Annotated in this window: 10 protein-coding genes; 1 reads left to right on the top strand and 9 read right to left on the bottom strand. The window is 41.9% G+C overall.

Annotated features, from left to right (window positions below):
• Positions 1-38: 38 nt before the first annotated feature.
• The 5 genes from ACXADE_RS03940 to ACXADE_RS03920 are packed head-to-tail and all read right to left on the bottom strand — an operon-like array spanning position 39 to position 7,051.
• A complete protein-coding gene (locus ACXADE_RS03940; protein WP_474979210.1) occupies positions 39-1,397 on the bottom strand; it encodes a nucleotide sugar dehydrogenase in 1,359 nt (452 codons plus the stop codon).
• Between the two features lie 26 nt (positions 1,398-1,423).
• Positions 1,424-2,242 carry a response regulator transcription factor gene (locus ACXADE_RS03935; RefSeq protein WP_474979209.1) on the bottom strand — a complete coding sequence of 273 codons (819 nt, stop codon included), beginning with the start codon at positions 2,240-2,242 and terminating at the stop codon, positions 1,424-1,426.
• A gap of 30 nt (positions 2,243-2,272) precedes the next feature.
• The gene (locus tag ACXADE_RS03930) at positions 2,273-3,700 is read right to left on the bottom strand and encodes a glycosyltransferase family 2 protein (protein ID WP_474979208.1); all 1,428 of its coding nucleotides are present in this window, start codon (positions 3,698-3,700) and stop codon (positions 2,273-2,275) included.
• A gap of 18 nt (positions 3,701-3,718) precedes the next feature.
• Positions 3,719-4,885, bottom strand: coding sequence for a HEAT repeat domain-containing protein (locus ACXADE_RS03925; protein ID WP_474979207.1), 1,167 nt, complete (start codon positions 4,883-4,885; stop codon positions 3,719-3,721).
• A 15-nt stretch (positions 4,886-4,900) separates the two neighbouring features.
• Positions 4,901-7,051 (bottom strand): hypothetical protein, encoded by a 2,151-nt coding sequence (locus tag ACXADE_RS03920; RefSeq protein WP_474979206.1) that lies wholly within the window; start codon positions 7,049-7,051, stop codon positions 4,901-4,903.
• 383 nt (positions 7,052-7,434) lie between these two features.
• Here ACXADE_RS03920 and ACXADE_RS03915 point away from each other — a divergent pair, with 383 nt between their 5' ends.
• Positions 7,435-9,114, top strand: coding sequence for a hypothetical protein (locus tag ACXADE_RS03915; protein WP_474979205.1), 1,680 nt, complete (start codon positions 7,435-7,437; stop codon positions 9,112-9,114).
• A gap of 102 nt (positions 9,115-9,216) precedes the next feature.
• Here ACXADE_RS03915 and ACXADE_RS03910 read toward each other — a convergent pair whose 3' ends face one another.
• The 4 genes from ACXADE_RS03910 to ACXADE_RS03895 all read right to left on the bottom strand — a co-directional run bounded on the left by ACXADE_RS03910 (position 9,217) and on the right by ACXADE_RS03895 (position 13,429).
• Positions 9,217-9,876 carry a response regulator gene (locus ACXADE_RS03910; RefSeq protein ID WP_474979204.1) on the bottom strand — a complete coding sequence of 220 codons (660 nt, stop codon included), beginning with the start codon at positions 9,874-9,876 and terminating at the stop codon, positions 9,217-9,219.
• Positions 9,877-9,901: 25 nt separating this feature from the next.
• Positions 9,902-12,064, bottom strand: a complete 2,163-nt coding sequence (locus ACXADE_RS03905; RefSeq protein WP_474979203.1) for an ATP-binding protein — start codon at positions 12,062-12,064, stop codon at positions 9,902-9,904.
• Positions 12,065-12,284: 220 nt separating this feature from the next.
• Complete coding sequence (gene comX / locus ACXADE_RS03900) at positions 12,285-12,458, bottom strand: competence pheromone ComX (RefSeq protein WP_474979202.1); 174 nt, start codon at positions 12,456-12,458, stop codon at positions 12,285-12,287.
• 32 nt (positions 12,459-12,490) lie between these two features.
• Entirely contained in the window at positions 12,491-13,429 is a 939-nt protein-coding gene (locus ACXADE_RS03895; protein ID WP_474979201.1) for a polyprenyl synthetase family protein, read from the bottom strand.
• Positions 13,430-13,475: the final 46 nt, after the last annotated feature.

The following is a 13,475-nucleotide window of genomic DNA, read 5'->3' as shown; positions in this document are numbered from 1 at the left end:
CCTTCATAATGAGTGATTGATTTAGACACAGATTTCAGTTATAGAGCAATAGATGGATGGTGTTTCTTGTTGACTTTAGAAGCTGTACCAAGCTTATGAATATTCGATTGATCGAATTCCTGGAAAGCGTTCCTTGTATCCACGATCGGTACTCCTAATTCTGCCAGTTCTTGATAATCGAAGTCGCTGTGGTTGGTGACCATAACCAGACAATCGTATTCTTTTAATTGTTCCTTATCATAAGGGACTGAGTGGACAACTTCTCCATCATCATCAAGAAAACTATGAGCATGTGGATCATGATATTCAACATTCGCACCATTTTCTTTATATAACTCGTAGAGGTAAAGCCCTGGCGATTCACGGAGATCGCTAATATTTGGTTTATAAGCCATCCCTAAGATAAGTATTTTGGAACTATTGATGGACTTTCCGTGAATGTTCAATACTTGAGACGTTTTTCCAACGACTACATCCGGCATGTTGCTGTTAATAGATTGAGCGAGATCAATGAATTTACTGTAGAAACGGAATCCTTTCGCTTTCCAGGACAAGTACATAGGATCAAGCGGAATGCAATGTCCTCCGATTCCTGGTCCCGGCTGAAACTTCATAAAGCCGAATGGTTTCGTCGCGGCTGCATCAATGACTTCCCAAACATCGATATCCATGCGTTCACACATCATTGCAATCTCATTCACAAAAGCAATGTTGATACTACGGAATGTATTTTCAAGGAGCTTGGACATCTCGGCTACTTTCGGTGACGTAACGGGAACGACGTCCGGAATGTAATTTCTATAAAGAAGACCTCCGACTGTATTACACTTCTCAGTCATTCCGCCCATAACCTTAGGCATGTTATGCGTATTGTAAGACTGGTTCCCTGGATCGACTCGTTCTGGTGAATAGCAGAGGAATATATCTTCCCCCTCTACAAATCCCATTCGGTTAAATTCCTTCAAAATCAATTCTTCTGTCGTCCCCGGGTAAGTCGTACTTTCCAGTGTGACGAGCATACCCTTTTTCATATAAGGCTTCATACTGTTGATCACGCCTGTAATATAAGAGGTATCCGGATCCTGGTTCTCACTTAGTGGTGTCGGTACACAAATACTGACAGCATCAAGGTCTTTCACCACTTCATAGTCACTTGTTGGGAAGAAGCGATCCGATGCCAGGCTATTTTGTAAATCCTCATTGGAGATATCATTGATATAGGATTCACCGTTACGAAGGGATTGGATTTTGTTGTCATCTAAGTCTATTCCACAAACCGTAAATCCTGATTTCACCATTTCCACAGCAAGTGGCAACCCGACATACCCCATACCGACGACTCCGATGTTCGCTTTCTTCTTTTCAATCTTCTGACAAAGCTGTTCAAAATATCCCATTCCTGATCCCTCTCTTTTTGTAAAATTTATTTAGAAACACTGACGAGTCTTTTCATTCGTGCTTCAAGCTCAACGAGTGAAAAAGGCTTAGTCATATAGTCAGAAACACCATAATCGAATGTACGTCTTACATCCTCTTCCAGCTGTTTATTCGTAAGGACGATAATTTCTGTAGACCCTTTGGAATTCTCTTCAATGTTTTTGATTTGATTGATGAACTGATAGCCTCCCAAAGCGGAAAGGTTAATCTCTGTAATGACGAGATCCGGCAGGACGTTTTGATAGACATCCACTCCCTCTTTTCCATCTTCGGCTGTATAGACTAAATAGCCCTTTCGCTGAAAGTATTTCGTCAGCAGCTGAACGAGGCTCTGATCACTATCGACAAGCAGCACGGATTTCGTTTGTTTTTCTACTTTCTTTTCTGCTTGATAAAGATGAATCTCCTTTGATTGCTGATCTCCTTCAATGATCTGCCATAACATATCGAACATCATTTGTTCAGCATGGTCACTGTTTTCCGGAAAACTTCCTACCCATACATCCCCTACAAGCTGATGACGCTGTTCTAATACATCTTTGACGTGAAGGGATAAGAAGTGTGTATAAGCCAGTTGACAACCATCGAGCAGGATTCCCAGAATCTTTTCATTTGGATCATAACTCATTTGAAAGGCTGTATCCGGTTCTTCTTCCTCCAAATACGACTCCATATCCCTCACCCCTGCTTGATTTAAATCCGCATGAGCGAGAATAATCCCACAAGACAATTGACTACTTTCATAGTATTGAAGAAAGTGGTTGAACGATTGAATAATTCTGGAGCCTACATGTACATCTGCCATTTTTCTTCCTCCCTTTTATCTATCCAAAGACTAAGCCGCCTTTTCTTTATCATCATCTTCATTCCAACTGGTTCTCACCATCGTTCCCCAGGAGTTGTTCTTACGCATAAAATCGATGTGGCCGAGGAATCTCCATAAAATCCCCAACTGCCGATATCCGAAGAACATCAGTACCGTATACAAAACCATCTTGAAATAATCACGGACTTTTGGATAGCGCTGGAAAGCCATCTCTTCCAGAAGCAATGACCCTAATCCAAGCAGGGTCCCGTAAAGGACATTGATCAACATGAAAACGCCCATAAGCTTCCATCCAGTCATATCCATAAAACTGTACCCGAGGATAGCAAGGAATCCAGTAATTCTGAAGTAAGGACTCAATGTCTCAAAAATGATGTTATATGGAATCGTTAACATACCCATGATCTTGTACTTCGGACGCATGAACATGTACCGTCCTTCTTCAATCATGTTTTTTAAGTTCCCACGCCCCCAGCGTTTACGCTGACTGCCGAGAATCTTGAACGTATCCGGTGCCTGTGTCCAACAGACAGCGTCCGGACAAAAGTCGATTTTATATGGAAGCTTATGATCCAGCATATATCGGTGGAGCTTAATGATGATATTCATGTCTTCGCCAGGATAACCACCACGATAACCCCCTACTTTCACCACATATTCTTTTTTGAATACACCGAAAGCACCGGACACGATGATGAGTCCATTCACATCACTCCAACCAATTCGACCACCAAGGAAAGCTTTTAAGTATTCCACTGTTTGGAACATCGGCAGTAATTTCTTTGGAAGATTGACCTGTTTCACCATCCCGTTTTTAATTCGGCAGCCATTGGCGATTCTCACATTTCCGCCAATTGCCACATTCTCTTCAGGGTTTTCCATATATTTTCTAGCAATTCTAATCAGTGCATCTTCTTCCAGTAAGGAATCAGCATCGATGGATGAGATCAGTGAGTAATTAGATAGATTGATGCCCGCATTTAAGGAGTCCGCTTTTCCGCCATTCTCTTTATCTACTATATAAAGAGTAGGATACGCTGGGTTGTAATAAACTCCTTTGACTTTAGCTGTCGCTATCGTATCTTTGATCATATTGGGTGGGTGATACTTCAATTCGAACTCTTCAATCAAAGTATTTAAGGTCCCGTCTCCGGATCCATCATTGACCACAATGACTTCGAATTGAGGATAATGAAGCGCTAATAAAGAGCGGACGTTTTCCTTAATGGTCAACTCTTCATTAAAAGCTGGAACAAGAATGGATATGGCAGGCACATGTTTAGACCCGGATAGTGCCTCGTATTTTGAATAGAAGGTTTCTTTCATGATTCCAAGTATTCTTCGGAAAGAAAATAAGATAATTCCGAAGTAGATCGTATTAATGGTGACCACGTAATACATTGCAAAAATTCCGTAGAATAACAGAATCTCTCTCATATATTCTTCCTCCTTTCCTTACATGACATTTGTTAAAGGCTGGGTGTTCCCAAAGTACTTCTGATAAAGGAACTCTTTCTTGTTGTGAATCTGGATATCATTCACGAGCGGTGTTTGTTCCATTGAATGTTTCAATTCTTCTTCAATGAATTCTCTCGCTATGGCTTTCCCATGTTCGCTTCCGTCTCCAGAAGCCAACTTACAAAGCGCTTCGAAACCTTCTTCTCCCATTAGGATTAAGCTTCCTGCACTTGCGCGCGATACCATCCAATTTGTATCATCAACCCTTGCGGATAACAGATGGACGTATTGAATAAGGTCGGCTCTTCCAATCCACTCAGCAAATAGTTTACGAATCTCCCAATCAGGGAAATTCATATAAAAACGGACATCCTCTTCTGATAAATCTCCGGAATCAATTAATAGCTTGGCTGCATTCAAACGGATTTCTTTATCGTCCGACTTTGTCAACTCCTGTATCCGATCCGGCAAATCAGGCTTCAGGCTGTTCTGTAAACCGATAAGCCCCACCTTAATATATTTTGGGTTTTCTTCTTGCAGAAACATCGTAAATAAATCCGTTAAATCAAGGTCGGACTCTCTTGTAATATCCGCTGCTAAGTGTACATCCTGCTTTCCATTCTCGATGAGAAAATGTAAGAGGTCGGCAACTTCACTTACTTGTTCCGCTGTCTGAGCAACCGCACGGGCATAAATGTAGGAAGAAGAGTCCACCCGCTTTTTGAATAAAATAGAGATCAGACACGATGTTGCCTCGGATGCTCTCAACGCCCCGAGATGATACGCGGCATCAATTCGAACCAATGGACGATAACTAGTCAAACGTTTCAAATTATATTCAACCAAACCCAGATCTTCGCACAACGTTAACAGCCGCTGCCGGTATACCCCATCCAGTCGATTGATCCAATGGACCAACTCTGACTGCAGAACTTTTCTTTCAAACGTTTTCAGTTCGCTTTTGGGGGGGCGTAACCGTTCCTCTTCTCCTATCTGAGTCTGTAAATAATCTAAATAATCCTTAAATCGGGTCAGACATTCCTTCTTTCGTTTCTCCAACCGCTTTTTATTCCATTTCAAACTTAACGTCACGGCCATGAAGATGGTCATAAGAATAAGCAAAAGTCCAATCATGTAATAAGCAATTTGGATATTTATAAACACAGACAACCTCCTCTCTTAATCTTCCAAGCTTTGAAAGGCTTCTTTTATCATGTAATAGCTGTCTTTTCTTTTTTCTGTAAAAGTGACCCCCTGCCAATCCTTCCATTCGTACATCGGGAACTCCTCCATGGGAACCGGGGCAGCCCCTCCAGGGAGCCCTTGTATATCTCCTGTTTTTTCATCATAGATCCATGGAAGGAAACGGATACCTTCTATAGATTGCTTCTTAAGTGTTTCTTCGCTATCATCAGCGGACGGATAACCAATCACTTGCTTCGTACTCGGATCTGAAAAGCCTAATAATGACCATGGGACTTTTATTTCTATAACGTCCCCTTCAATTTCCCAGTCCCCCTCCTTCCGCGGAGAAGAAGAAGCTCGTTTCAGCTGTCCGACTTCTACTTCTTCAAAAGGGATTTCATCGTTTGTTAATGGGTGTCTCATCGGTAAACTGACCCCAAGCTTCCATGAATGAAAGCCACCTTCTTGATCACTGCCTGAAGCTTCTTCATAAAGACGCTTATGGAAATCGTAAGAAGATCCAATCAGTACTTCACTCTTTTCCCATTCACTCAGGCGAACGACTGTTTCAAGTCCGTCTTCCAGTTGAACCCCTTTTAGAAGTTGTGGAGATGTGGCCCCTCCTTTGAGACTATCCACACCTACATATAACGATTGATTCTCTAAATCAATCCCTTTTGGTAAATGAGCAGAAATATAAACATATCCCTCATCATGTGTAACGCTCAAATCGGTTAACGGTGTGGAAATATCCTTTACTTCTTTTTGGTCTAAATCCTCCCAATCGTTCTTTTTCCCATCGATCGTTAGATCATCCCACTTACCGGGATACATCCCCAATACGCCATAGGACTCTTCGGCAGATAACGGATTATACCAATAGGCCTCTCTATGATCCATACTCATTGGCATGACGTTCCAGGTTTTTTTAAACCATTCATCCTGCCACGTGAATAAAACCGCCCCTGCAAATTCTTCCTTGTAAATATGCTGAAGCTGATCCGCCGCATGCTTTCCTTGTTCTTTTTCACTATGTCCACCCTGGTCGCGATTCAGCGGTCCATTATGAGCATTCCCTCTCGATGATGGGACACCGAATTCACTGATCATGACAGGCATGCGGCTGTGATAATTTTTCAAATCCTGAAGGTAGCCCTTATAAGTATCTGTATTTCCGTCTTCATTCTTCACCTCATCGTACCGATCGGTGAACCTTAAAAAGTCTGGATAGTACGGATAAGCGTGATAGGAAGCAAAATATCCAGCATCCCAATTCTTTTCTTTAATGTTAGTGGGATCGACACTGACGAAATCTTCCTTCTTTTGAGGTTCCTGCGGATGTTCTAATGGATCCGTCGTAATCCAATTCGTAAAGGTCATCGGATGCTGCCATCCTCTTTTATTTTCCTGTTTTGCTGTATAATTCAAAAGTTCAGCTAACCAGCTTTCAAAGGGGGAGGCATCTTCTGTGGGTTTAAAATAAGAGCCACTGAAAGCTGGATCATCGCTGTGCTTATCATTCGTTTCCTGAACGATATCCGGGTCCCATTCCGTCCCGATATGCCAGGCAGCTAAGTAAGGACTTGCATCGGCGGTATAGTCACCACTCGCTTTTCCTTTCTGTTCTGGTATTTCAATATCTCCATAAACGGCACCTACTGCATGATCGATCTCCTGCTTGAATTCATCGATCACCCGTGATGATAAAGCATCTTCCGTTTCATGCATCAAACTGACAGGTGACCAGACTCCCTGCATAAAGTAAAGGGGGTCTTCTTCCGAGTCTTCGTTATACTCCACCAGGGCCTCATAGAAAACTGGCTCATGGATGGTATAAATCCGAATCGTGTTCACTCCCATCTCGTCTATCCTCTTAAACCAGCGGAGATAGTCCTCTTTATTCATCGGAAGTTCTCCTGGAAAATGGCCGGGCAAAGAGGCTCCCATGTTCACTCCTTTAATAAAATACGGAGACCAGCTTTCATCTTGATAGATTTCTATTTGATCGCCTTTGGTGCGGAACTTCACTTGGCTTCCATCTTGAAGCTGTTTACTTTCCGTCACCTGCGTAGAACTAATTAAAAAATAGCTGCCGGCCAAAGTCATAAAAAAGATAACCATGAGCCCCAAGCCCTTCCATTTCATCTCGCTCACCCTCCTCTTTCCATTTTATTGCACAAAAGAAAAACTTTTTAGGTATTGCAAACTCTGTTTGGAACCGTTAGATTGTTAGTGTGTTTCCTCGCTACGTTTATTACGCTAACACGGGGGTTAGGACTCTTCATCGAAAACAAGGGTTCGGAACGACGAATTTCTATTTCGGTACCCCCACAAAAATTCGACAAAAAATTACCCGGTCGAATAAAGGGGAAAAAACCAAGGTACAGGAATGATGATAGGTGAACCGCTTTCAAAAATACGCAGCACAATGATTGCGGACCCCCGGAAAATGAAAAGCAGAAATGGATGGATTTGTGGTCAGTAAATGCCGAACGAAAGAACAATGACTTATTAATTGGAGGTACACAATGAAGCGAAAATTATGGTTGCTCGTAATGATTGCCGTACTTTCTCTCCCACTTTATGGTTTTTCAAGTACGGATGAATACAAGAAAGCTATGTGGCTGGAGATGGAAGACATAAGCGGAGAAGTAAGTGCCATTCTGGAACGGGCCCAAGAAAATCAAATCAATGTTCTATATGTAAAAGTGAATACCGAAGAAGATTCTCAAGTGTATGCAGATTTCATTCAACAAGCTGGAAACGAAGGTATTCAAGTCCACGCCCTTGGCGGTAAACCCTCGTGGGCTTTAGAAGAAAATAAACAGCAAAGCTTAGACTTTGTGAATTGGGTGAAAGAGTATAATCAATCAGTAGATACGGAAGAACAATTTGCGGGTATCCATTTTAAAATCCAGCCTCAATACCTGGTGGAATGGTACGAGGACCAGCCTCGTGTCCTTCGTGAATGGAAAGATAATATCACCGCTACCATGCAATCGATTGAAGGGGACAGCACGCTCGAAATAAGCAGTTCCATTCCTTTCTGGCTGGATGAACTAAAGACACCCGGTCAACCGGATATCCCTTTTAACACGTGGTTGATTCAACAATTTGACCATACAACTATCTTGGCTTATCGAGATACTTTAGAAACGGACAACGGAATTGTAGCGCTGACCCAAGATGAGTTTGAAGCAGCAGACAAAGCCGGTAAACAAATTATGGTTGGTGTTACTACGGCACAAACCGATCAGAATTCGACCACGTTTTATGAAGAAGGTTTGGCGAGTATGAATATGCACCTTGGTCTGATCGATAAACACCTCGGTGAACACAACTCCTATGTTGGATACGCCATCGACAATTATACAAACTTGAAACAACTGGAAGAAGGTTCTCCCAAACAGGAGGAACAACAAAAACGAGGCACATATATATGGGAAGCAGAGACACTTATTAATGAAAAAGACAAAATACTGGAATTCGCCAAAGAGAATAACATCAACCTTCTCTACACACGTCTTGATTTAACGCAGCCCTACAGCGCATATTCGAGTTTCGTCGAAGCTGCCAATCAGGCAGGGATTGAAGTACATGCCATGGGCGGACATCCTTCCTGGGCCTTAAAAGAAGAAGAAGATCGGATCTTAGATCTGGTGAATTATGTAAAGTCCTACAATCAAAATGTTACAGAAAACCAGTCATTTGACGGCATCCATCTTGATATTGAGCCGTATGTAGAACCCTCCTGGTCAACCGACCAAGAGTCTGTATTAAAACAATGGATGGGTAATTTAGAACGTTTTGTCGAAGAAACAAAAAGCGGAACGGACTTGGAAGCAAGTATGGATTTAGCCATGTGGTTTGATGATACCCAAACACCAGGGCACCCGGACACGCCTTTTAATGAATGGGTGATCAGCAAAATGGATCACACATCAGTTATGGCCTTCCGTGATGAAGCGGCCGGTATTATTGATGCCGCTAAAAATGAGGTCAACTATTCCGAGGAACTTGGAAAAGACATCCTCATTTCAGTAGAGATGAAAGAGAACCCTTCCCACCCGCATATCTCCTTCCATGAGGAAGGAAAAGAAGAAATGGAGAACCAGCTTTCGAAAGTTGATGAAGAATTCAACTCTTATTCCTCTTATCGCGGGTATACGGTACATGCCTATCGCTATTGGGACAAGGCTAAAGAATAACTAAAAAAGTCCGAACGATATGTAAAATATCGTTCGGACTTTTTTGATCTCTGTTACAATCATTCTCTCTCGATAGTAAGAAAATCATACCTTAGACCTTTTTCAATCGATTTCTTCTGTAATGATCCCCCACTGCTTTGACTTTAACACAGCTTCTGCTCTTGTCTTCACCTGCAGCTTTTTGAAAATTTCCGTTAAGTTGTACTCAATGGTCCGCGGACTCTTAAAATAGAGTTGGGCTATTTCCTTATTGCTTTTTCCTTTGGCCACTTCCTTCAATATTTCCTGCTCTTTCGGCGTGACGGATATTTCCCGTTCAGGGATTTCATGCTCCTCTGATTCATCTACTCGAACTTCATTTTTTCTCAGTTGTTCGAAGAGCGAAACAGGAACGATGGCTTTTCCTTTCACCCCATATCTAATGGCGTCTATTAATTCTTCCCTGGGAGCTGTCTTACTAATAAAACCGGACACTCCCGCTTCAACCAATGTATTGAAATATGGCCCTACGTCATGACCCGTATAAATGAGTACAGGCGAAGAATGCCCCGCGCTGCGTACTTGTTTCGTCAGCTCTATACCGTTCATTCCTTTCATGCGTAGATCGAACAACAGGATGGTAAAACTCTGGTCCTGTAAGATTTCCATTGCCTTCCCCGGGCTGTCTGCAATGGTTACAACCATCCCCTCTTCCCTTTCAATCATTAACTTAGAACCTTCTCCAATAGCAGGATGATCATCCACCAATAATATAGAAACCATCATACCCCTCCTCTATTTCATCACTTCATCCATCTGCATTTATTAAAATAGCGGCTTCAACACCCGATCCTTCAGGCGAAAAAATCTCCATGCTTCCTCCAAGACTGTTCACTCTCTGTCTAATCCCAGTTAACCCCATACTTTGAGTGAAAGCATTCGTTTTTTGACTGTGCTTCATTCCCACACCATCATCCTTGTACGATAACATAACCATATTCCCGTCGTTCTTCAATTCGAATTCAACTAAAGAAGCCTCTGAATGTTTAGAAGCATTATTCAATAGCTCTTGAGCAATCCGATAAAATGTTAAGGATTGTTCATGATCAAGCTCGATTGTAAAATCTTCATAATGATAATCAATACGATAGTTCTCACGCTTGCGATAATGCTCGATTAAATAGGAGAGAGCTTCCACAATCCCAGTTTCTTTCAGGAAAGGAGGACGCAGGAACGTGCAAGTTTCCCGGATTTGTCCGACGACCCCTAATAAACCTTCTCTGACCTGTAACAGTTCTTCTCTTACAGGCTCATCCATATCCTTCGAAGCCGATAATTCTTCCACCTTCCGATACCATACCAGCTGCTCCTGAAGAGCTGAGTCGTGTAGATCAGATGACAGCCTTGCTCTCTCCTCTTCCGATAGCTTAAACATAAGCCTCAACATCCATGAAGGGACGGATTGATCTTCTTGGATCGAATTTTTCAAATCTTCCGTAACCCCTTCGATCAATTGAAAATTTTCGTATACGATGCTTGTATACTGGACGATGGTTTTCAACCACCGCTGCTCATCCTGGTTGAATGGCGTATGATTCACTTTTTGTTCAATCCACAATATATCAGCTGTATCATGTCTGTCACTAATGACATAGCCTAAGCCATCTTCGAGTAAGAACGGCAGACCAATCCTTAACGAGCGTCTGTAATAGGCCACATACGTCTTCATTGAATGAAAAATCACTTTTTCATCCCCTGCTATTAACGTTAGTTCATTTTCCACTTTGTCATACGACAGAAGTGCCGCATGCCACACGGGAAGGACGTCTTTAACTTCACGAAGAAGTCTGTCATCAAGTTCTTCTTTTTTGAAGATTTTCGCCAGGTCATAGGAAAACCTGTCGAGGCTCACTTGAAAATTAAACTTGTCCCCAAACAGTTTTGAACGAAGAGAGAATCTTTCTTCTAGATAGAAAAACAAGATCAATAGACCATAGGTTAGAATGGACAGTCTGATCCACTGTAAATAATTGAGATTCGTAAAGAAGATGAGCAACACGATGATGCATGCAGTCAGGATCATGGAAATAATGGCATAATAGCGTAGTCGACTGTTAATGAAGTCAATATCGAATACCCGCTCTGTCAGCACAAGATAGAGAAAAAAAGCTGGCAAAAATATTAAAAACAGAGCTGTCACGGGAGCTGGTATAAGTTCGACTCCAAACACAGCATTAGGTAAAGCCGTTAAAAAGATAAATGGGAAGAATGAAACGATGATTCCGAAGATAGTATTTTGAAAAATCGACTTATGTATAGTTTTCCGAAAGGTCATATAATAATAGACGAGAACGCTCAAACCAAAAAGAATCTCCAACGAAAACAAGATCAGCTGTGTATTGCGGATGACTTCATAACTCCCCATAGCCAACCGGAAGATGGATAAGCCATCTAAAAAAACGACGCCTAAATTAAGCAGGTAAATGGCTGCTAATAACCGCTTGGTTACCAATTGAATCTGGTATTTTAAAAAATATTGATAATGAAAATGCAAAAACAGAACAGGTACCATCATTAAGGACAAACTGTTCATGATTCTAGCCAGGCTGTCCGTTCTGGCAGATGCCCCGGCGCTTAAGTATCCGATCCCTACTGCCAGAAGAAAGGCTATCAAATATATGGCCACGGGGTCTCTCCGTTTTTTTATAAAAACCTGTAAAGAAAACAAATACAGGACGAGAAACACGATGGTTGGGAGAATCGTATGGTAAAGAAGCGTATTATAATTGATCGGATCCTGAACCTCATACTCCAACTCGGTCCCGCTTCTCATTATTTTCATTTGATCAAGATTTCCGATTACACCATAATTCTGAATGGAATGATAGGTATCGGCCGATTGATGATTGACTTCTTTAACAACATCTCCCACTTTTATCTTTCGATGGGCAGCCCAGCCAATAGAATCCACGCTTGAGACCTCCCAAGAACCCTCCTCATTTTCTTTCACATCAATACCAACATACGTTTTGGTAATCGTCACGAAAACGAGATAAATCGCAGTTATTAATATAAGACTAAAAAAAAAACGTGTTTATGATTTCTTAAGAATACCATCCCGATCTCCTTCCCTCTCTTTAATGAAGCCAAAAAAAGCCAGAGCATCTCTGGCTTTTAAGACTCTATAACGATTACTTCCAATAACACATTCTCACATCGATTCCCTGTGGATCTTCTGATGTAAATACATCGATTATAGCTTCTTTTTCAATCTCAGAAACACCAGGAAAGTCGATTGTACCTTCTTTCACCTGATCAATAAGCTTTGGATTCTGCACCAACTTTTCAACCATCTCAAATAGCATCGTTGTTTCCTCCTTAGTAAAGATCCATCATTTTATAAGTCCTCAATAACCTTCTCCATCCGTTTCTTCCATTCCGGGTTTACCTGCAATAATTCCATCTCCTGCACAGCTTTGCGCTGATACTTGCGAACGAGAACCTGGATGTATGGGATGACCGTGGATCGGGAAACCCAGTCAAATAAAACCTGCTTCCGATCCGTGATGAACGAACGATCTACGCGTCCCTCATAGTAATCTTTCATCCATTCTGCCTCCGGGGCATTTTGTTTCATGAGCATAAATACAGGTAATGTCCACTTTTTATTGAGCAAATCATTTTTAGAGTCAAAACGAACCAAGTCCTGCAAGTCATTAACTAGTTGCGCTCCTATACCAAAGCTCTCCCCATATCGTTGTATGATGGAGAGGTTGCTGGCATCATGAATAGATGCCCCGAGCATACATGCACATGCCATTAATGCCCCTGATTTATGCTTCATCATATCCAAAAACTCTTCTTCAGTAGAAGGTGTTGAAAGTAAGTCTCTATGTTGACCATTTACGGCTTGTATGACTTGATGATGCAAGGAGTTTAAGGCGCCAGTGGAAACGCCCTTTTGGAAAGGAGCCTCTTGAATCAGCTTCATGCTCATCACTAAAAAGCCGGTAGACAAATTCATCGATGTAGCCTTAGAAGACTGGGCCCAAGGTTTATCATCAGCATCTTCGTCCTGCAGATCATCCAAAATATCAAGAGCCAGGATCAAGAACTCAACAGCCGCTGATAGGACGTACATGCCCTCGTGTTTCTCCCTGGAATCCATGTGAAAATGAAGCTGAGTAATCGTGGAAAAAGAAAAACCCTCAGTTTTCTTATAAGAAATAAATTGTACGGCCAGATCTTTCAGGCTTTGGTCCTCCAAATTGCTATTCACTGCATGAAGCATTGTCTTATATAAATGCTCAGATGAATAACTTGGAATCCTTGCCATAAGCCACCTCACTTTCCAATAAAATGTCGAACCTTGAATGCATGAC

Source organism: Halobacillus sp. ABR2_026 (assembly GCF_056158545.1).
Note: the sequence above shows the minus strand (reverse complement) of the source record. Positions and strands in the feature narration are given on the sequence as shown.

Coding starts and splice junctions, on each gene's coding strand:
- ACXADE_RS03920 (WP_474979206.1), bottom strand. CDS start 7,051: ATGAAATGGAAGGGCTTGGGGCTCATGGTTATCTTTTTTATGACTTTG.
- comX (WP_474979202.1), bottom strand. CDS start 12,458: ATGCTATTTGAGATGGTTGAAAAGTTGGTGCAGAATCCAAAGCTTATT.
- ACXADE_RS03935 (WP_474979209.1), bottom strand. CDS start 2,242: ATGGCAGATGTACATGTAGGCTCCAGAATTATTCAATCGTTCAACCAC.
- ACXADE_RS03930 (WP_474979208.1), bottom strand. CDS start 3,700: ATGAGAGAGATTCTGTTATTCTACGGAATTTTTGCAATGTATTACGTG.
- ACXADE_RS03915 (WP_474979205.1), top strand. CDS start 7,435: ATGAAGCGAAAATTATGGTTGCTCGTAATGATTGCCGTACTTTCTCTC.
- ACXADE_RS03940 (WP_474979210.1), bottom strand. CDS start 1,397: ATGGGATATTTTGAACAGCTTTGTCAGAAGATTGAAAAGAAGAAAGCG.
- ACXADE_RS03895 (WP_474979201.1), bottom strand. CDS start 13,429: ATGGCAAGGATTCCAAGTTATTCATCTGAGCATTTATATAAGACAATG.
- ACXADE_RS03910 (WP_474979204.1), bottom strand. CDS start 9,876: ATGGTTTCTATATTATTGGTGGATGATCATCCTGCTATTGGAGAAGGT.